Origin of the sequence: Gluconobacter sp. Dm-44 (assembly GCF_018256175.1) — a bacterium.
Lineage (GTDB): Bacteria > Pseudomonadota > Alphaproteobacteria > Acetobacterales > Acetobacteraceae > Gluconobacter > Gluconobacter cadivus.
On the sequence record NZ_JAERLZ010000002.1, the window covers coordinates 296815 to 315412 of the forward strand.

18 protein-coding genes are annotated in these 18598 nt (G+C 61.9%); 10 read left to right on the top strand and 8 right to left on the bottom strand.

Annotated features, from left to right (window positions below; translation table 11 throughout):
* Positions 1-46: 46 nt before the first annotated feature.
* The 4 genes from JK213_RS04435 to JK213_RS04450 all read left to right on the top strand — a co-directional run bounded on the left by JK213_RS04435 (position 47) and on the right by JK213_RS04450 (position 3302).
* Positions 47-1474, top strand: a complete 1428-nt coding sequence (locus tag JK213_RS04435; RefSeq protein WP_228125298.1) for a sugar porter family MFS transporter — start codon at positions 47-49, stop codon at positions 1472-1474.
* 88 nt (positions 1475-1562) lie between these two features.
* The gene (locus JK213_RS04440) at positions 1563-1985 is read left to right on the top strand and encodes a hypothetical protein (protein WP_194261184.1); all 423 of its coding nucleotides are present in this window, start codon (positions 1563-1565) and stop codon (positions 1983-1985) included.
* Positions 1986-2125: 140 nt separating this feature from the next.
* Positions 2126-2545, top strand: a complete 420-nt coding sequence (locus tag JK213_RS04445; RefSeq protein ID WP_228125299.1) for a hypothetical protein — start codon at positions 2126-2128, stop codon at positions 2543-2545.
* 19 nt (positions 2546-2564) lie between these two features.
* Positions 2565-3302: a DUF4097 family beta strand repeat-containing protein gene (locus tag JK213_RS04450; RefSeq protein ID WP_211571283.1), complete on the top strand. Its 738-nt coding sequence runs from the start codon at positions 2565-2567 to the stop codon at positions 3300-3302.
* Here JK213_RS04450 and JK213_RS04455 read toward each other — a convergent pair.
* The 5 genes from JK213_RS04455 to JK213_RS04475 form a co-directional block, all read right to left on the bottom strand.
* Complete coding sequence (locus JK213_RS04455; protein ID WP_194261186.1) at positions 3293-4084, bottom strand: RluA family pseudouridine synthase; 792 nt, start codon at positions 4082-4084, stop codon at positions 3293-3295. The genes JK213_RS04450 and JK213_RS04455 overlap by 10 nt on opposite strands.
* The gene (locus JK213_RS04460; protein WP_228125300.1) at positions 4074-6758 is read right to left on the bottom strand and encodes a DNA translocase FtsK; all 2685 of its coding nucleotides are present in this window, start codon (positions 6756-6758) and stop codon (positions 4074-4076) included. The genes JK213_RS04455 and JK213_RS04460 overlap by 11 nt, the downstream gene beginning before the upstream one ends.
* Positions 6759-6912: 154 nt before the next feature.
* Complete coding sequence (rsmD, locus tag JK213_RS04465; protein WP_194261188.1) at positions 6913-7512, bottom strand: 16S rRNA (guanine(966)-N(2))-methyltransferase RsmD; 600 nt, start codon at positions 7510-7512, stop codon at positions 6913-6915.
* 3 nt (positions 7513-7515) lie between these two features.
* Positions 7516-8316 (bottom strand): pseudouridine synthase, encoded by an 801-nt coding sequence (locus JK213_RS04470; RefSeq protein WP_194261338.1) that lies wholly within the window; start codon positions 8314-8316, stop codon positions 7516-7518.
* A 32-nt stretch (positions 8317-8348) separates the two neighbouring features.
* Positions 8349-9083, bottom strand: coding sequence for a gamma-glutamyl-gamma-aminobutyrate hydrolase family protein (locus JK213_RS04475; RefSeq protein WP_194261189.1), 735 nt, complete (start codon positions 9081-9083; stop codon positions 8349-8351).
* A 6-nt stretch (positions 9084-9089) separates the two neighbouring features.
* Here JK213_RS04475 and JK213_RS04480 point away from each other — a divergent pair, with 6 nt between their 5' ends.
* The 3 genes from JK213_RS04480 to JK213_RS04490 all read left to right on the top strand — a co-directional run bounded on the left by JK213_RS04480 (position 9090) and on the right by JK213_RS04490 (position 11715).
* A complete protein-coding gene (locus JK213_RS04480; protein ID WP_194261190.1) occupies positions 9090-9581 on the top strand; it encodes a nucleoside deaminase in 492 nt (163 codons plus the stop codon).
* Positions 9582-9715: 134 nt separating this feature from the next.
* Positions 9716-11263, top strand: a complete 1548-nt coding sequence (locus JK213_RS04485; RefSeq protein ID WP_194261191.1) for a Do family serine endopeptidase — start codon at positions 9716-9718, stop codon at positions 11261-11263.
* A 137-nt stretch (positions 11264-11400) separates the two neighbouring features.
* Entirely contained in the window at positions 11401-11715 is a 315-nt protein-coding gene (locus JK213_RS04490; RefSeq protein ID WP_099285733.1) for a superinfection immunity protein, read from the top strand.
* A 6-nt stretch (positions 11716-11721) separates the two neighbouring features.
* On the opposite strand, the gene JK213_RS04495 is transcribed toward JK213_RS04490, so the two are convergent.
* Positions 11722-13032 (bottom strand): lipopolysaccharide biosynthesis protein, encoded by a 1311-nt coding sequence (locus JK213_RS04495; protein ID WP_194261192.1) that lies wholly within the window; start codon positions 13030-13032, stop codon positions 11722-11724.
* Between the two features lie 232 nt (positions 13033-13264).
* Here JK213_RS04495 and JK213_RS04500 point away from each other — a divergent pair, with 232 nt between their 5' ends.
* Positions 13265-14395, top strand: coding sequence for a CDP-glycerol glycerophosphotransferase family protein (locus JK213_RS04500; protein ID WP_194261193.1), 1131 nt, complete (start codon positions 13265-13267; stop codon positions 14393-14395).
* 6 nt (positions 14396-14401) lie between these two features.
* Here JK213_RS04500 and JK213_RS04505 read toward each other — a convergent pair whose 3' ends face one another.
* Together JK213_RS04505 and JK213_RS04510 are read right to left on the bottom strand one after the other, a co-directional pair.
* Positions 14402-15760: an L-serine ammonia-lyase gene (locus JK213_RS04505; RefSeq protein WP_194261194.1), complete on the bottom strand. Its 1359-nt coding sequence runs from the start codon at positions 15758-15760 to the stop codon at positions 14402-14404.
* Positions 15761-16825 carry a low specificity L-threonine aldolase gene (locus tag JK213_RS04510; protein ID WP_322783010.1) on the bottom strand — a complete coding sequence of 355 codons (1065 nt, stop codon included), beginning with the start codon at positions 16823-16825 and terminating at the stop codon, positions 15761-15763. It lies immediately after the preceding gene.
* 83 nt (positions 16826-16908) lie between these two features.
* Between JK213_RS04510 and folD the strand changes: the two genes are divergently transcribed.
* Both folD and JK213_RS04520 read left to right on the top strand, forming a co-directional pair.
* Positions 16909-17832: a bifunctional methylenetetrahydrofolate dehydrogenase/methenyltetrahydrofolate cyclohydrolase FolD gene (gene folD, locus JK213_RS04515; protein WP_194261196.1), complete on the top strand. Its 924-nt coding sequence runs from the start codon at positions 16909-16911 to the stop codon at positions 17830-17832.
* The gene (locus JK213_RS04520) at positions 17829-18581 is read left to right on the top strand and encodes a methylenetetrahydrofolate reductase (protein ID WP_194261197.1); all 753 of its coding nucleotides are present in this window, start codon (positions 17829-17831) and stop codon (positions 18579-18581) included. Before folD ends, JK213_RS04520 begins: the two co-directional genes overlap by 4 nt.
* The last annotated feature ends 17 nt before the right edge of the window (positions 18582-18598 follow it).

Below are 18598 nucleotides of genomic sequence, written 5' to 3' on the forward strand. Positions count from 1 at the left end.
AAGATTGGTGTCATTTTATGACTGAGCAAGAGGAACGCACTGGCCTATGAACGATCAGCCCGGAATGACAGGGACCATTTCGCCGCAGGATGACAGCGGCACATCCATTTTCGACGCAACGCGTTTCAAGATCATCGCCATTGGCGTGATCGCGGCGCTGGCGGGTCTCATGTCCGGGCTTGATATTGGGGTAGTGGCAGGAGCGCTGGACCTGTTCGGCAAGGAATACCACGCCTCCACCATTGCGCTGGAATGGGTCGTCAGTTCTATGATGGCGGGGGCAGCGGCGGGTGCTCTGAGTGCGGGCTGGATGTCCAAGACGCTGGGGCGCAAACATTCCCTGATCGTGGGTGGTGCGATCTTCGTTATTGGCACGCTTGGTTGCGCCATGAGCTGGTCGGTCGCGTCCATGATTTCCTTTCGGGTTGTCATGGGTGTCGCGGTCGGCATTTCCGCCTTCACCGCCCCGCTGTACCTGTCGGAAATCGCCAGCGAGGATGCGCGCGGGGCGATGGTTTCGACCTATCAGCTCATGGTGACGGTCGGCATTTTCATTGCGTTCCTGTCCGACACGTATTTTTCCTATAGCGGCAACTGGCGCTGGATGTTCGGTGTGGCTGGCATCCCGGCTGTTCTGTTTCTGATCGGCGTGCTGTTCCTGCCCTACAGTCCGCGCTGGCTGATGGCGCAGGGGCGCCACAAGGAAGCGCGGCAGATCCTGCTGGACCTGCGCGATGACCCGCTGACGGCTGCCAAGGAAATCCGCGCCATCCGCGAGCAGCTTGAGACGAAGCAGGAGGGTTTCAAGCTCTTCCGCACCAATCCCAATTTTCGCCGTTCCGTGGCGCTGGGCGTGATGCTCCAGATGATGCAGCAGCTCGCGGGCATCAACATCGTCATGTATTACGCGCCCAACATTCTCGCGGCGGCGCATTTCGATGCACAGTCGCAGATGTGGTGTACGGCCATCATCGGTCTGGTGAACATGCTGGCGACCTTCGTAGCGCTGGGATTAGTCGATCGGTGGGGCCGCAAGCCGATCCTTTATGCGGGCTTTACGGTCATGGCGTTCGGCATGGGTATTCTGGCCATTCTGCTTCAGACCGGCATGACCACGCAGTCCTCCCAGATCGCGGCGGTGTTCCTGCTAATGATCTTCTGCGCCGGATTTGCCATGTCGGCGGGGCCGCTGATGTGGGTGCTGTGCTCCGAAATCCAGCCGCTGGGCGGGCGTGATTTCGGCATTGCCATCTCAACCTTCACCAACTGGATGACCAATCTTCTGGTCGGTGTGAGCTTCCTGACCCTCATGCAGACCCTCGGCACGGCAGGCACATTCTGGCTCTTCGCCGGGCTGAACGCCCTGTTCCTGCTGCTGACGATCCTGTTCGTCCCGGAGACGCGGGGGATGTCCCTCGCCGTCATCGAAAAACGGCTCATGTCGGGTGTAAAACTCCGCAAACTGGGCCGCTGACATCCTCCGGGATATCACCATCGCGTGATCTTGCGCCCGGCCTCTCTGGTCGGGCGTTTTTATGTGAACCTTCCTTGAGGAGACGCGCTTGAGCGAATTTTCCAGAACCTCCCGAAACTCCAGCCCGGTCATCGGCAGAAGCGGCGTGTTGATTGTTTACGCGCTGTATATCGCCCGTTTCTTCACGGGAATCAGCCTTCTGGCGGGTGTCATCGTCGCCTATCTCCTGCGCCGACCGAGCGTTGGGATAGAGCGGATGCATCTGAACTGGCTGGTGCGCCTGTTCTGGTATGATGTTGCCTTCATCGTCGGTTCCGCCGCTCTGTTTCTGGCGTGTTTCCTGACGGAACCGCCCGGAAGTTCCGGCCCCGGCCAGCTTCTTTTCCTGCTGCCGATCGGTATTTTCGCAGTCTGGAACATCGTCCTGCTGGTGGCTCTGATTGTGGGTGTGCGTGGTATTCTCGCTGGAGATGGGCCACTTCCCGAACGTTTCCGGGCATTGGCGGAATAGGCTCGTCGGGAACTGGCGCAATACGCCATTTCTTCAGAGTTCCCGGCGGATTTCATGCGTCGAAATGCCGGGAATCCGTATCTGGCACGGTTTGTGCATCAAGGTTGCTGTCGAGTTTTTCTCAGAGGAATGTTTCCCTCATGTACGCATCCTACGCCCCTTACGAACCCGCCAGCCGCTACGGTCGCGGAGATGATGCCCGGAGTGGCCGCGATCTGGTCCTGCTGATCTATGCACTGTATGTCGCCGGATTTTTCACAGGTGTGACGGCCCTGATCGGTGTGATGATCGCGCATAAAAGCCGCCGCTCCGCCACGGGTCTGACGCGGACGCAGCTCGACTGGCAGGTGCGGATGTTCTGGTATGGCGCGCTCGCCCTCACCGTCATCGGGACGATCCATCTCATGGTCGCGGGTCTGGGCGCTATTACGGGCGGGCTTGGGCTGGTGTTCATGGTGGTGCCCTGGGGGCTGACTCTGGCTTGGGGCATTCTCACGGCCTGGGCCATTGCCCGTGGCGTCCATGCCGCTCTGCTCAATCGTTCCGTCGCAGGTCGCTGAAGCCCGAAAGGCCCATATCATGAACCGTTTCGTGCTTTCCCTTCCTGTCCTCGCCCTCGGCACAGCCCTGGCCTTTCCGGTCTGCGCTGCGCCCCTAAGCCAGTCCTCAATTTCGGACGATATGTCCCTGTCCACTCTGCCCGAGGGTGGAAAACTCTCCAGCATCAACGGAGATGTCAGTATCGGGACGTCAGACGGTCCGCTGTCTGTCCGGACCGTCAGCGGCGACATTCATATCAAGCAGTCCAGAGGGCCGCTCGAGGTCCATACGGTCAATGGCGCGCTGGATGTGGATCATGCGGTAGCCGCTGTGGAAATCCGCAGTGCCAGCGGCGATATCACGCTCGATCATTCCGACGGTGCAGTCTCGATCCGTACCATGAATGGTGACAGCACGATCGATCATGCGACCCACAATGTCATGATCCGCAGTGTCAGCGGGGATACAAACCTTACGCTCGATGCCGCGCCGCAGATGCGCACGATTGATATCGGCACGGTCAGCGGCGACATGACGATCCACCTGCCTCATGGCTTTGGCGGAACGTTCGACATTCACCTGAAACAGCGACGCTCGGACAAGACGCTGCCTCTCCAGCAGTCTCTCGGCTTGACGGTACAGATCGGGAACTGGGAAAAAGAATCCGGCGGGTCAGCAGAGGTCCGGACGATCACGGCCACCGGGAAGGTCGGCGATGGCCGCGATCACATCATCATCCACAGCGTGGTCGGCACGCTGAAACTCGTTCAGGACTGAGTCGCGCCCTCGCAGCCCATCCGTTGCAGCGTCTCCGCCATGAAGTTTGGTGGGGAGGCTTCTGCGGCGAGTGTGTCAGACGGCAGGTTCAGTTCCAGACTGCGGGCGAGCAGATGCAGCCCCGGTAAAGACGGTCCTGCCGCAGCCCCGTAAACCCTATCGCCAAGGATCGGCGTTCCCAGAGCCGCGCAATGGATGCGGGCCTGATGGGTGCGCCCCGTGAGCAGTTCCAGTTCCACCCAGCACAGACCCTTCCCGCGTCCCAGCACACGCCAGCGCGTGCGGGCCTCATCGCCTTTCGCATCCACAACCATGCGCCAACCCGAGGGACCGGACTTCCGCAGAAGCGGCGCGTCAATTTCGCCGCTGTCCTGCGGCAGAGTCCCCACCACAACCGCCCAGTAGAGTTTGCGAACCTGTCGGTCCTGAAACGCTGCCTGCGCCTCGATCAGGGCCGTCTTGCGCCGTGCAACCAGAAGGCAGCCGGAAGTGTCCGTATCCAGTCGGTGCGCCAGCCAAGGCCCTCCGCGCGGATGCGGCAGCAGGCGGGTTTCTACGGAATCCTGCGTGGACGGACCGGGATGCACCGCCAGTCCGGCTGGCTTGCCCAGAATCAGGAAGCGGGGCGTTTCCAGCAGGACGGGAATGTCCATTCCCGGATAAAACGGGGTGCGCGGGCCTTCCGTGGCGGGAGAGTCCGCCTGCGATGGCAGGCGGCGCGGCTTGTGGGCGTTGCGCGAGGCCTTGGCCTGTCGGATCCGCTCCTTGCGGTCAGTCTTCATGCTCTTCCTTGCGGCGGACAAGGATCTCGCGTTTGCCCACATGGTTTGCGGCACCGATGATGCCTTCTTTTTCCATCTGGTCGATCAGCTTGGCCGCGCGGTTATATCCGATCGAGAGATGGCGCTGGATAAAGCTCGTGGAGGCGCGGCCTTCACGCATCACGATATCCACAGCCTGATCGAACAGGGTGCCTTCTCCGTCACCGCCCGAGCCGGACCCTGCCGTCAGACCGCCCGCGCTATCGTCATCCTGCCCGGAGACCACGTCATCGTTATAGATCGGATCGCCCTTGGAACGCAGATCCGCCACCACGGCCTCGACTTCCTCATCCGCCACGAACGGTCCATGGACACGCGTGATGCGGCCACCACCCTGCATGAAGAGCATGTCACCCTGACCCAGGAGCTGCTCCGCGCCCTGTTCCTGAAGGATCGTGCGGCTGTCGAACTTGCTGATAACCTGAAAGGAAATCCGGGTTGGGAAGTTCGCCTTGATGGTGCCGGTGATGACGTCAACCGACGGGCGCTGCGTTGCCATGATGACGTGGATGCCGGCGGCACGGGCTTTCTGGGCCAGACGCTGCACGGCAGTTTCGATTTCCTTGCCCGCGACCATCATCAGATCGGCCATTTCGTCGATGACGACGACGATATAAGGCAGGTTCTCCGTAGCGACCTGCTGCTCGTCGAATACCGGGCGGCCCGTTTCGGGGTCAAAGCCGGTCTGGACGCGCTTGGTCACCATCTCGCCCGAAGAGCGGAGCTGGTTTACGCGCTCGTTGTAGCCGTTGATATTGCGGACCTGAAGCTGCGCCATCAGGCGGTAGCGGCGGTCCATTTCCTGCACGGTCCATTTGAGCGCGCTGACGGCCTTGGTCGGTTCCGTCACGACCGGCGTTAAGAGATGCGGAATCCCGTCATAGATCGACAGTTCGAGGATTTTAGGGTCGATCATGATCAGGCGGCACTCTTCCGGGCTGAGCCGGTAGAGCAGCGACAGGATCATGGCATTCACACCGACCGACTTACCCGAACCTGTCGTACCCGCGACGAGCAGATGCGGCATTTTCGCAAGGTCGGTATAGACCGGAACGCCGGCGATGTCCTTGCCGAGCGCGATCTGAAGACGGCCGTTTCCGTTCATCCATTCCGGCGCGCGGAGCAGTTCGGAGAAATAGACCGTCTCGCGCTTGGCGTTGGGCACCTCGATGCCGATGACGTTGCGTCCCGGCACGGTGGCGATCCGCACGCTCAGAACCGAAAGCGAGCGCGCCACGTCATCGGCAAGTCCGATCACGCGGGACGAACGGATGCCCGGTGCGGGTTCGAGTTCGTACAGCGTGACGACCGGACCGGCATGGATATCGCCGATCGTGCCCTGTACGCCGTAATCCGCCAGAACGCTCTCCAGCAGGCGGGCATTGGACTGCAACGTCTCCTGCGAAGGGCCCGTCACGGCGTGCGGAGGCGGCGGGTTCAGCAGGGCGAGCGAGGGCAGTTCCCAGCCCGTCGTCACGGCATTGCGTGGCGCGGCGGGACGCGGGGCGACAGGCTCGGGCGGACGTTCCGGACGGCGCATTCCGAACAGGCCGCGCTTTTGCGGCTCGGGTTCGGGCGGTGTGTCGATGCTGCTCTGGGGCAGATCCTCGTCCATTTCGTCGTCAATCTGACGCCGGACGGGCGGCAGCGGCGTATCGCGCTGGCGGGCGATCTGGGCCAGACGCTCGGCATAAGGGTTGGAGGGGGCGTCTTCCTCTTCCGGCGCCGCAGTCTGGCGAGCGCGGGCAGCCGCGGCTTCCGTCCGGCTGACCGGGCGCGTCTCGGCGGTGGGCTGGCTGTAGGGATCGTCCTGCGTGTCCATGGGGGGTTGCATCCAGCCGGTATTCTGCGGCACGAACGGCTCGGGGCGGGAGCGCGGATCGCTCTTGCCGAAGCTGCGGCGCAGGAAGGACAGGGGCGCTGCATCCGCCGCTGGAGCGCCACCGGCCGGGCTGGGCTGGAATTCATACAGGCGCGGATCGGGCGCGGGCCGATGATCAGATGTCTGCGGGCCGTTCATGCGCTTGGCGAGCGAGAAGGGCTGGCGACCCAGCACCACGGCCGTCTTGCCCAGAGCGCGCCATTCGCGGGCTTCAAGACCCATCGCCAGCGGCAGAAGCAGACCCATCAGCAGCAGGACGAGAAGAACGGCAATCGCGTTTCCGGCGGCCCCGGCTTCGGCATGGGCGGCATCCAGCAGGCGATGGGCAAAAGAAACGCCCATTTCACCGCCCAGACCGCTGGCGGTCGGCCAGTCGACCTGAAGGCCGGGGATGAGAAGCTGGAGCGTGCCGATGAAGGTGGCGGCGGCGGGCAGCAGGGCAAGGGCGGCCACGATCCGCAGGATCGGCAGGCTCATGCCGTGATGGCGGACCATGCGCCAGGCCCAGGCGAGCAGAATGACGATCGGCATGCCGCTGCCGAGGCCGAGCCACTGGATCAGCCCATCCGAAATGGTCGCGCCCGCACGGCCCAGAAGGTTCGTCGGCTGCGTTCCCGTCGAGGTATTGAAGGACGGATCGTGCGGATTGAAGCTCCACAGCGCGATCCCGACCGCTACGGCGAAGATCAGCAGGACCAGCCCGAGAAGCTCCATGCAGCGCGCGCGCAGGGCGCTTCGCAGTTTCGGTGTCATGTGCCGGTCATGCGCGTCGCGGACGATGTTGCGCACTGTACTGGTCGATCGGCTGAACGCGGCCAAGTCTCGTCACCCCGTCGGTTTTCTGGATTGCGGCTTGTAAAATTCACTCTGAACTATAGCCGACAGGGTACTGAATACAGAGGGAAAATTAAGGAAAAGTGGAGGAATGCTTCCAGATCGTCACCTTTGCCGCCCCAAAACGACGCTCACAGAGGATTTCTGGCGTGAGTGTGGGCATAAAGTGTTCGGAAGGTGGCATGATGGGCGTAAATTCTTCCGTGGCGCCCGTTTCGGTCACGATCAGCGCCCCCTGCGCCAGCCAGCCGTTCCGCGCCAGCGCCCGCAGACCCGATTCGACAAGTCCCTTGCCATAGGGCGGGTCGAGGAAAACCAGCGTGTAGGGTTCCGTGGCTTTGGGCGGATGCGTGACGCTGCAACTCAGCACGCGGGAGCGGTCCCGGGCGTTGCAGATGTCCAGATTGATCCGCAGGGCCGCCAGCGCGCTGCGGTCGCGTTCGATGAACGCGGCTTTTTCCGCCCCGCGCGACAGGGCTTCAAGCCCCAGCGCGCCGGTTCCGGCGTAGCAGTCCAGCACGGAAGCCTTTTCCAGCTCCTCCTGCCCGTACCAGGGGGCATGAGCGAGCATGTCGAAAATCGCCTGCCGCGTGCGGTCTGACGTGGGGCGCGTGCTGGTTCCGGACGGCGCGGTCAGGGCGCGGCCCTTGTTGTCTCCTCCAACAATCCGCATGGATCAGCGCGTCCGATGACGCTTCGGGGCGGGGAGGTCCGGCAACTGCTCGCGCAGGGTCTTGCCGGGGACTTCCTCAAGCTCGCGCGCCTTGAGCGATCCAAGCTGGAAGGGGCCGTAGGATAGGCGGATCAGGCGGCTGACATGCAGGTTCAGACCTTCCATGACGCGCCGGATTTCACGATTCTTGCCTTCACGCAGACTGACCGTGAGCCAGGCATTGTCGCCTTTCTTCGAGTCCAGTGCGGCTTCGATGGAGCCGTAACGCACGCCGTCATAGTCGAAACCATCAATCAGCGAGGCCAGACGCTTCTCGTCCACGACGCCGAACACGCGCACGCGGTAGCGGCGGACCCAGGCATTGCCCGGCAGTTCGAGGCGGCGGGCCAGTTCACCGTCATTGGTCAGCAGCAGCAGACCTTCGGAATTGATATCCAGACGCCCGACGCTGATGACGCGCGGCAGCCCCTCGGGCAGCGTGTCGAATACGGTTTTGCGGCCTTCGGGGTCCTTGTGGGTCGTCATCAGGCCGTCGGGCTTATGATACCGCCACAAACGCGTGCGCTCGGGGGAGTCCACGGGCTTGCCGTCCACCAGCATGATGTCGCCCGGCTGCACGAACGTCGCCGGATGCGTGACGATCTGCCCGCCCAGCTTGATGCGCCCGTCCTCGATCATGCGCTCGATATCGCGGCGGCTCGCCACGCCAGCGCGGGCCAGTGCCTTGGCGATGCGCTCGCCTCTCGGGGCTGCTGCGTCCGTTTCGGGTGCAGTGTCCTCGTGCAGGTCAGAGATTTCGGGCATCTCGGGGGCGGTATTTTCGGTATTGTCGTCAGTCATCGTGCAGTCTCCACAAGCGCCGCATACAGGCGACGGTCGCCGGGGTCGAGGGAGAATTCGGGGTGCCACTGTACGCCAATGGCAAAACCGGGGCCATCAAGCTCGATCGCTTCGATCGTTCCATCCGGCGCATAAGCGCAGATTTTAGCCCGTCCGGGGTCGCGCACGGCCTGATGATGTGAGGAGTTCACGCTCATGCGCTCTGCCTCCACGATCTGCGCGAGTTTCGTGCCGGGAACGATGTCTATCGCATGGCCGGGTTCGTGGCGCGGGTTGGGCTGTTCGTGTTGCAGCTCTTCAGGAAGATGCTGGATCAGCGTGCCTCCGGCGTGTACGGCCAGAAGCTGCATGCCGCCGCAGATGCCCAGAACCGGCTTGCCCTGTGCCAGTGCGGCTCGCAACAGGGACAGTTCGGCGGCGGTGCGGGCCGGGCGCGGGCTGGTCAGCGGATGAGGCGTCTCACCATAAAGCGCCGGATCGACGTCGAATGCGCCGCCCGTGACGATCAGGCCGTCCAACCGAGCCATCAGGGCTTCGGCATCGCAGTCATAGCCCAGACAGACCGGCATCCCGCCCGCATCGCTCACAGCGCTCAAGTAATTCTCCCGCAGCGCATGAAAGGGATAGCGGGAGAACTGCCCCGGCCCGCCGGGTTCATGATCCAGCGTCAGACCGATCAGCGGCGCGCGATGCGAAGGGGATGGACGGGGAGGGGTCATGCGCCGCATCATCGCATCATGAATCAGGGACAGACAAGGATTTACACGGATATCGGTCCGGCGATGCAGACCGCGTTGCAGGCTGCGCGGGAGGCGTCGTCGTGCGGGGAAGTGCCGGTCGGTGCGGTCGTGCTGGCGCCGGACGGACGCGTTCTGGCGGTGGCGCGCAATCATGTGGAGGGCACGCATGATGCGTCCGCCCATGCCGAGCTTCTGGCGATGCGCGAGGCTGCCGCGCGTCTGAAAAGTCCGCGCCTGACAGATTGCACTCTGGTCGTGACGCTGGAACCGTGCCCGATGTGTGCGGCGGCGATTGTGCATTTCCGCATCGGACGGGTCGTGTTTGGCGCTTACGATCCCAAAGGCGGCGGCGTGGAACACGGGCCGCGCATTTTCGAGCGTCCGTCCTGTCTGCACCGTCCCGAAGTGATCGGAGGGGTATGCGAGCGCGAGGCGTCGGCGCTGCTGAAAGATTTCTTCCGCAAACTCCGTAAACCCATCGCAGAATGACGTTGTGGAGGGCGAAATTCACAGTCCGTCACGAACTTACGGATGTTTCACCCGGCGGTCAGCTTGTGGAACGGGAACGGGGTTCATAGTTCAGCGCTATAAGCCACGATGTTTCGCAACAAGTCGGGATTGATATGACCACACGCTTTCGCATGTCCCTGTCCGCTCTCGCTGCCACCACCATGCTGGTCGCGGCCCCTTTTGCTTTCGCGGACACAACGCCCGCTGCCACAGCACCCAGCGGCGCCATCAAGCCCCAGACGGGCGTTCAGGCGCTCCCCAATTTCGTCACGCTCGTCAAGCAGGTGAAGCCGGCTGTCGTGTCCATCACGTCCCACATCAAGGCGGACGTGGCGGAAGAAGAGGAAAACGGTCCGGGCGGTGGTGGCGGTGGTATGGGACAGGGGTCGCCGTTCCCGTTTCCCTTCCCGTTCCAGATGATGCCGCAACAGCAGCAGCCCAACCGGACGGTCGAAGCTCGCGGTTCGGGGTTCATCATCTCGTCTGACGGCTATGTCGTGACGAACAACCACGTCGTGAACGGTGCGACCAAGGTGACGGTCACGCTCGATGACGGCACGACGCTTCCGGCCAAGATCATCGGGCGTGACCCGAAGACGGACGTGGCCCTTCTGCGTGTTAAGCCGACCGGCAAGCTGCCGTTTATCGAGCTGGGGGATTCCGACGAGGTCCAGCCGGGTGAATGGGTCATTGCCGTGGGCAATCCTTATGGTCTGGGCGGCACGGTGACGGCGGGTATCGTTTCGGCACTGGGTCGTGACCTGCATTCGGGTGCCTATAACGACTTCATCCAGGTCGATGCGCCGATCAATCATGGCAACTCCGGCGGTCCACTGTTCACGCAGGATGGGAAGGTCGTGGGTATCAATTCCATGATTATTTCGCCCAATGGTGGCGGTTCGATCGGTATTGGGTTCGCCATCCCGTCCGACACCGTCAGATCCGTCGTGAGCCAGCTTGAAAAAACCGGCCATGTCACGCGCGGCTATCTCGGCATTGAAGGGCAGGACATTTCGCCCACGATGGCGCAGGCGCTGAACCTCCAGTCCCCCGAGCCGGGCGCGCCGCCGCACGGAACGCTGGTGGCGTCTGTCTCCAAGGGCAGCCCGGCCGAGAAGGCTGGCATCAAGAGCGGCGACGTCGTCACCACGCTGAACGGCAAGCCGATCAAGAATGGTCATGATCTGGCGGTGAAGGTCGTTTCCATTGCACCGGGCACGCAGGCGACGCTGGGGCTGCTGCGTGACAGCAAGCCGATGACGGTGAACTTCACGGTCGGCAACCTGTCCGCGCAGGATCATGCTTCGGGTGATGCGACCGACAGCGCGCAGTCCGGTGCGGGTAAGCTGGGTGTGTCGCTGGCCTCTCTGACGCCGCGTGCGCGTCAGGAACTGGGTCTGGACGACAGCGTGCAGGGCGCAGTCGTGGCGGATGTCGTGCAGGGTTCACCTGCCGATCAGGCTGGCATCCGTCCGGGCGATATTGTTGTGGCGGTTGGCAATCACGTTACGCCGTCGCCCAAGGCCGTCGTCGCGCAGGTGCATGATGCTCTGGGCCGCAAGCAGCCGCCGCTCCTGCGCATCCTGCGTGACGGGCAGCAGCTTTTCGTGGCCGTCTCCCCGACCGGTTCAGACGACGACAGCTCCGACGACGCCCAGTAAGAGGCACGTCAGAACTCAAAAAAGGCGGGAAGGGTCAGACCTTCCCGCCTTTTTTATGTTTGTTTTTATATCGAATCCGAAATACTCTCGGGCTTTCACCCGCCCGGGACCGTGTTGTCGTGCACCTGATTACTGTCATGAAATTCGTCGGTGGAGCGCTGGCTTTGCTGGCGCTGACTTTTCTCCCAACGATCATTGCGCTTTGTACCCGCAAAGTTCACTGGCGTGAGGCGTTTGTGGTCAATCTGGCGTTTGCTTTTACATTTGCAGGCTGGTTCGCCGCCATCGCATGGGCTGCGACCGGAGACGACGCGAAGATCAAGACCCGCTTCAGGGCGCTTTCAACCCGCAAAAAGATCCTGCTCGTTCTGGAACTGGTCTTCGTGGAAGTGGCGGTGACGGGGTATGCCGTGTTCCATCACTCTTCCCACGCCACGCATCTTCTGCACTGATCGGGATCAGCGCTCCGCCTTGCCGATCCGGTCGTAGAAGAACCAGACGCCCAGCATCTGCGACAGCAGGATCGTCGCATTGCACGCCGCCGTCGACAGGCAGGCCCCTGCCAGACCGAAATGCCGCGTCAGGACATAAAGCGCCGGGAAATAGATCGCCATGACGGCAGTGCGGTTCTTCATGAGGAACTTCACATGGCCCACGACGATCAGCAGCGGCTCCAGCGGGATAACCAGCAGGCTGAACACCGCTGCCAGCAGCATGATGGAAATATAGAGTGACGTGTGATGCACATGGACATGCAGCAGAAAGCGGAAAATCGTTGATCCGAAGAAGGCCGACAGCAGCAGAAGCGCGACTGAAAGACCGCCCAGAACGCCGAACATCTTCCAAGTCACGCGCTTGAGGCCGCGCCAGTCCTGCCGGTCCCGCATCCGGACCAGTTCGGGATAGAGCACGGGCGAGATGAGCTGCGCCGGGGTGACGATCCCGTCCGCGATCTGACGGCAGACGCGGAAAACGGCCGCTTCCGCCGGCCCGAGACCTGTTCCGACCACCAGCGTTGCCACATGGCCCGAAATGTTGCCCAGCGTCTGGTTGATGCTGGCCGCGCGTGTGAACTGCCACATGCCCGGAAGCTGCCAGCGCCAGTGCCGGAATGCCCGGAAATACCGGAACTTGAATTTCCGGTGCAGGATGTCCAACGCGTAATAAATATAGAAGCCATAATCGATGACGATCGTCATGGCCCAGACGAACAGGAAATATCCGAGCTTCAGATGCAGCACATAGCCCAGCAATACGCCGAAGGTTTTGGCGATGGCGGCGCAGCTGTCGATGATCGGGACGAGATGGAATTTCCCTGCCATCCTCAGAATGCCGTTCGCCCAGCCTGAATACATCAGCGGACTGACGCAGACATATAGATCCGCCAGAAACCGTACATGGGCGGACCAGTTTGCAGTGTGGCCATAGATCTGCACGCCAACGAGGCCGAACACGATGGCGAACGCCGCCGAAAGCGTGTCGAGACGGATGCAGAAATGCACCACCCGGTGCAGAAGGTCTGTGTCATTGCTGTTGAAGCTGTCGCTGCCGAAGCGGATCAGCGTCTGCCAGGACTGCATCCGCGACAGGACGGAGCCGGTCGAGGCCAGCGAATGGATCAGGATCAGAAGTCCGAAATCGGACAGCCCAAGCGCACGGACGGCTACGGCAATATAGATAAAGCTGCACAGCGCATTGGCAATGCGACCGAGGGTGAGAACACTGACATTTTTGAAAATGGATTTGAAAACGGAGCGTTCGCCGGACATGCGGGCCTTACTGACCACAAAGCCGCCAGAGTGTCTATGCCGGTAACGAATTGTAGCATTTCGGGAAGGTTTCTTGACACAAAAAGGTCAGAGATTATGAAGAAAATGTTACATATTTCGGTGTCAGGATTTCCGCGGACGGGATCTTGCGGCGACCCGTCTTCTCCTGAAGGCCTTAATCCCGAAAAGTGCAGGTTTCCGGCCTGTTTTTCAGGTAGGACGCATCTGATTAATGAAAATCGCCTTCATCTATATTGCCGAACCCTATCAGTGTTACCACACGGCGTCCGTCGCCAGCGCACTGGCCGCAATCCCCGGCCATGAGGTGGTGGAGTATTACAGTTTCCCCGAGACGGTGAAGCATCTTGCACGCATCCGTCGCGCGCTGGACGTGCCTGACCTGCCGCTGAAGGCTTTTCCCAAATCGCTGAAAGCCCGTCTTCTGAAGCGCGCAAGACGCCTCGATCAGGAGCGGCTGGTGGTCCTGCGGGAGAACATCGCTGAACTGAACCAGTATGATGCGGTGGTGGCGACGGAATATACAGCCGGTGTGCTCAAGGAAATGGGGCTTTGTGGCCCGAAACTCATCCTGCTCATGCACGGCGCCGGAGACCGTTACGTCAATGACGAGCATCTGGTGCGGGACTTTGATCTGACGCTTGTTCCCGGCCCCAAGATCGAGAGTTATTTTCAGGACAAGGGCCTTCTGAAGCAGGAAACCACGCGGGTTGTGGGATATCCGAAATTCGATGTGTTCGAGGCCGTGCAGCGCGAAAAGACGATCGCGTTCGGCAATGGTCGCCCGTTTGCGCTGTATAACCCGCATTACCAGCGCAAGCTGACCTCCGCATCAGGCTGGATGATGCCGCTGATCCGGGGTTTCAAGGCCCAGAGCGAGACCGGGGAGAGCGATTACAATCTGGTCGTGGCACCGCATATCAAAACCTTTCACAAGGGGTTCGGCATTCGCGAACGTCAGCTTAAGCGGCAGCGCAGCCCTGAAGTGATGGTCGATACCGGGTCGTCCGCCATGCTGGACATGACTTACACGTCTCAGGCGGCACTTTATATTGGCGATGTCAGCAGTCAGGTTTACGAGTTCCTCGGCATTCCGCGCCCCTGCGTTTTCCTCAATCCACGCAAACTGCCCTGGCGGGATGATCCGTATTTTCTGCACTGGACGCTGGGTGAAGTGGTGGAGGATCTGGACGATCTGATGCCTGCCATTGCCCGCGCGCAGGAACGCCATGCGGCATATCGTCCAGCGCAGGAGAACCTGTTTCAGGAAACTTTCGGTACCCCTCTGCTCGGGGGATCGCAGCGCGCTGCGGACGCCATTGCGGAGTTCATGGCCGCAGCGTGAGAGGTTTCAGCATTCGGGGAAATTGACGGCCAGACCGCCGAGCGACGTTTCCTTGTAGCGGTGGTTCATGTCGCGTCCCGTCTCGGCCATCGTGCGGATGACCTGATCGAGCGAGACGTGATGCGCGCCATCGCCGTGCATGGCGAGGGACGCCGCGTTGATGGCCTTGATCGCGCCGAACGCATTGCGCTCAATGCACGGGATCTGCACCAGCCCCGCTACCGGATCGCAGGTCATGCCCAGATGGTGTTCCATGCCGATTTCGGCAGCGTTCTCCACCTGAAGCGGCGTGGCGCCCAGAGCCGCCGCCAGTCCTGCCGCCGCCATTGAGGACGCGACGCCGACCTCGCCCTGACAGCCGACTTCCGCGCCTGAAATCGACGCATTGAGCTTGAACAGTCCGCCGATGGCTGCGGCCGTCAGCAGAAAGCGGCGCTGTCCGTCGAGCGAGTATTCGGGGCAGAACTCCCGGTAATAACGCAGCACGGCCGGGATTACTCCCGAAGCGCCATTGGTGGGCGCCGTGACGACGCGCCCTCCGGCGGCATTTTCCTCGTTCACCGCAATGGCGAACAGGCTGATCCAGTCCATGATGCCGTGCGCGGAAGGCTGGTTGCTGCGGCTTTGGTCCTTGAGCCGTTCGTAGAGTGCGGCGGCCCGCCTGCGAACATTCAATCGCCCCGGCAGCGTGCCGGAGCGGTGCAGCCCGGCGTCCACGCAGTCCATCATCACGGAGACGATCCGGTCCAGATAGGCTTCGACCTCCGCACGGGGTCGCAGCACGCTTTCGTTCGCCAGAACGACGCCTGCGATATCGAGCCCCGTGTTTTGCGTGCGCTCCAGAAGCTCCGTGCCGCTGGTGAAGTCATAGGGCATGTCGGGCTGGGCGTAGGTCGCGGTTTCGGTCGCCTGTTCCGGCACGATGAATCCGCCGCCGACCGAACAGAACCGCGCGCAGGCGAGCAGGGCGTCTGTGGAATCGAATGCTTCGAACTGGAGCGTGTTGGGATGGACCGGCGGGACGGTTTTCGTGTCGAGCACGATGTCCGTGTCCGGATTGAACGGTGTGGGATGGCCGTTGAACGGGATCAGATGCGCCTGCGTCACGGACTGCACGATGCCGTCCGCGAGCGTCGGGTCCATCGTGTCGGGCTTTTCTCCCGCCAGCCCGAGAATGACGGCGCGGTCCGTTGCATGGCCCCGGGCCGTCCAGGCAAGCGAGCCATAAAGCGTCACGCGCAGTCGTGCGACGTCCGGCGCATCGCACAGGCTCTCCGCAAAGCGGGCGGCCGCGCGCATGGGACCGACGGTATGGGACGAGGACGGCCCGATGCCGATCTTGAACAGGTCAAACAGGCTGATCATTCAGGCAGCGATCTCGGCCAGCAGCGCATCCACGTCTTCGATGCGTGTATGAAAACTTGGTACGAGGCGGATGAGCGTGCCCGATACACCTTCCGGCGTGGGCCAGCGATAGAAGCCAAATCCTGCCGCTTCCAGTTCTTCGACAAGCCGGTCCGGCAGGATGACGAACACCTCGTTGCCCTGCGTCTCGAACGGAAGCTGTGCACCCGCGTGACGGCGCAGGCCTTCGACGATGCGCTGGGCCATGGCGTTGGCATGGGCGCTGTTTTTCAGCCACAGATCGTCTTCCAGCAGGGCCAGAAGCTGCGCACTCAGAAAGCGGGCCTTGGACCACAGATGCCCGCTGCGCTTGATGCGACGCTCGAAATCTTTCAGCACCGGGCGCGTGCGGTCATTGACGAAGAACACGACCGCTTCCGCCGCCATCGCCCCGCATTTCGTGCCGCCGAACGACAGCACATCCACCCCGGCTTTCCATGTCGCTTCGGCGGGTGTGCAGCCCAGATGCGCGATGGCGTTGCTCAGCCGCGAGCCGTCCAGATGGACAGGAACGTCATGCTCATGCGCGATCTCACAAAGTGCTGCGAGGTCTTTTGGCGCATAGACCGTGCCCCATTCGGTGGCCTGCGTCAGCGACAGGGCGTGGATGGGGGGCTTGAGGATTCCGCCCTCCGCATTGACCCGCAGTCCCGTGCGCAGGGCCTCAGCCTCCATGCGACCATCGGCGGAGGGGAGCGTGACGAGTTTGGCGCCATGCATGAAGAACTCAGGCGCTCCGCCCTCGTCGTTGTTGATGTGCGCGCTCTGGTCGCACAGAACCGCGCCATAGGGCGCCACGAGCGAAGACAATGCCAGACTGTTGGCCGCCGTTCCCGTCACAACCGGAAAGACCGCAACCTCCGTTTCGAAAACTTCGCCAAACCGCGCATTCAGGGACCGGCTCAGCGCATCGTCGCCATATGAACCCACATTGCCCGCGTTGGCGCGCATCATGGCGTCCATAACGGCGGGGCATGCGGGAGAAACATTGTCACTGGCGAAGTTCTTGCGTATTTCGTCGGTCACGAGACCATCCTCAGTTCCTGTAGCCGTTACGGCCCATTCGCCAGCGTAACTGAAACGACCGCCTGTTGTCATCCGGAGAGCCCATGAGCATGTTGTCCCCCGAGAAGCAGTCCGAACTGGCCTCAAGGATCATCGACGGCAAGGCCATCGCCCGCGCCCTGACCGATCAGATCGGTCGTGAAGTGGCGAAATTCGTCGAGCAGGGCAACACGATCCCCGGTCTTGCCGTGGTGCTGGTGGGTAACGATCCGGCGTCGGAAGTCTATGTGAAGAACAAGGCGATCCAGACCCATCGCGTGGGGATGCGCTCTTTCATGCACATGCTCCCACAGAGCACGTCACAGGACGAACTGCTGGATCTGATTGCGCAGCTCAACACCAACCCGAAAATTCACGGTATTCTGGTCCAGCTTCCCCTGCCGGCACAGATCGACCCGGTTGTGGTGACGAACGCGATTGCGCCGCACAAGGACGTGGATGGTCTGGGCGAAGTCAATGCGGGCCGTCTGTCCCTCGGGATCGACGGGATCGTACCCTGCACGCCGCTGGGCTGCCTGATGCTGCTCCAGTCCGTCCACAAGGACATGACCGGCAAGCATGCCGTGGTGATCGGTGCGTCCAACCTCGTCGGCAAGCCGATGGCGCAGCTTCTGCTCAAGGAAAACTGCACGGTTACGGTCGCGCATATCCATACGCGCAACACGAAGGAACTGGCCCGCGAGGCCGATATTCTGGTCGTTGCGACCGGCAAGAGCGGTCTGGTCCGTGGGGACTGGATCAAGCCGGGTGCGACCGTGATTGACGTTGGTATCACCCGCGTTGCAGCGGAAAACGGCAAGACGCGTCTGGTCGGGGACGTGGTGTTTGACGAAGCACTTCCGGTTGCCGGGCACATCACACCGGTTCCGGGTGGCGTTGGGCCGATGACGATTGCCTGCCTGCTGCACAACACGCTTCAGGCGGCTCGCGCCACATCGTCTTCAACGTCTGCGGATGCCTCCTCATGACGCGCGTCTCTGTTGAACTGGTTCCGCGCACGCCGGAATCCCTGATGGCGGATGTGCAGACCGTGCGGGATATCCTGCCGCAGGTCAGCATACTGAACGTCCCGGACCTGATCCGCTTTGATCTGCGCAGCCATGACGCCGCATCGCTGATTGTGAAACAGACGCCGTTCGAGGTGATCGCGCATGTCCGTGCGACCGACATCGCCCCGGACGCGCCGCTGCCGGGTGCGGACCGGCCGGAGCTGACCTCAATTCTGGTCGTCGCCGGAGATCCGCCGCCTGCGGGCAGCGATCGGGTGGTTTATCCCAACACGTCCGCCCAGATCATTGAACGCTACCGCCGCGAGGCCCCGCATCTGAAGGTCTATGCGGTGTTCGACCCCTATCGCCGCGCGCCCTATCACGAGCTTGAAGAGATCGCCCGCAAGCGCGACGCCGGAGCCTGTGGCTTCTTCACCCAGCCGCTTTTCGATATTCCGATGCTCGAATGCTGCATGGACTGGCTGCGGGACGACACGGTGTTCTGGGGTATTTCCCCCGTTCTGGGCGAGAAGTCGCGCCGGTACTGGGAGCGCATGAACCACGTTATCTTCCCGCGCGATTACGACGGGACGCTTGAAGGTAACATTGCTTTTGCGCGCCGGATGCTGGGGGTCGTGAAGCAGAAAAACGACAATGCCTATCTGATGCCGCTGAAAGTTGATCTTGCCTCCTATCTGGGAGCGCTTGGAGATATTATAACGGAATAACATCGAACTCACCCAAC

Excerpts from the sequence above, each read along its gene's own strand:
- JK213_RS04435 (WP_228125298.1), top strand. The coding sequence starts at position 47 with ATGAACGATCAGCCCGGAATGACAGGGACCATTTCGCCGCAGGATGAC.
- JK213_RS04445 (WP_228125299.1), top strand. The coding sequence starts at position 2,126 with ATGTACGCATCCTACGCCCCTTACGAACCCGCCAGCCGCTACGGTCGC.
- JK213_RS04450 (WP_211571283.1), top strand. The coding sequence starts at position 2,565 with ATGAACCGTTTCGTGCTTTCCCTTCCTGTCCTCGCCCTCGGCACAGCC.
- JK213_RS04455 (WP_194261186.1), bottom strand. The coding sequence starts at position 4,084 with ATGAAGACTGACCGCAAGGAGCGGATCCGACAGGCCAAGGCCTCGCGC.
- JK213_RS04460 (WP_228125300.1), bottom strand. The coding sequence starts at position 6,758 with ATGACACCGAAACTGCGAAGCGCCCTGCGCGCGCGCTGCATGGAGCTT.
- rsmD (WP_194261188.1), bottom strand. The coding sequence starts at position 7,512 with ATGCGGATTGTTGGAGGAGACAACAAGGGCCGCGCCCTGACCGCGCCG.
- JK213_RS04470 (WP_194261338.1), bottom strand. The coding sequence starts at position 8,316 with ATGCCCGAAATCTCTGACCTGCACGAGGACACTGCACCCGAAACGGAC.
- JK213_RS04475 (WP_194261189.1), bottom strand. The coding sequence starts at position 9,083 with ATGATGCGGCGCATGACCCCTCCCCGTCCATCCCCTTCGCATCGCGCG.
- JK213_RS04480 (WP_194261190.1), top strand. The coding sequence starts at position 9,090 with ATGAATCAGGGACAGACAAGGATTTACACGGATATCGGTCCGGCGATG.
- JK213_RS04485 (WP_194261191.1), top strand. The coding sequence starts at position 9,716 with ATGACCACACGCTTTCGCATGTCCCTGTCCGCTCTCGCTGCCACCACC.
- JK213_RS04490 (WP_099285733.1), top strand. The coding sequence starts at position 11,401 with ATGAAATTCGTCGGTGGAGCGCTGGCTTTGCTGGCGCTGACTTTTCTC.
- JK213_RS04495 (WP_194261192.1), bottom strand. The coding sequence starts at position 13,032 with ATGTCCGGCGAACGCTCCGTTTTCAAATCCATTTTCAAAAATGTCAGT.
- JK213_RS04500 (WP_194261193.1), top strand. The coding sequence starts at position 13,265 with ATGAAAATCGCCTTCATCTATATTGCCGAACCCTATCAGTGTTACCAC.
- JK213_RS04505 (WP_194261194.1), bottom strand. The coding sequence starts at position 15,760 with ATGATCAGCCTGTTTGACCTGTTCAAGATCGGCATCGGGCCGTCCTCG.
- folD (WP_194261196.1), top strand. The coding sequence starts at position 16,909 with ATGAGCATGTTGTCCCCCGAGAAGCAGTCCGAACTGGCCTCAAGGATC.
- JK213_RS04520 (WP_194261197.1), top strand. The coding sequence starts at position 17,829 with ATGACGCGCGTCTCTGTTGAACTGGTTCCGCGCACGCCGGAATCCCTG.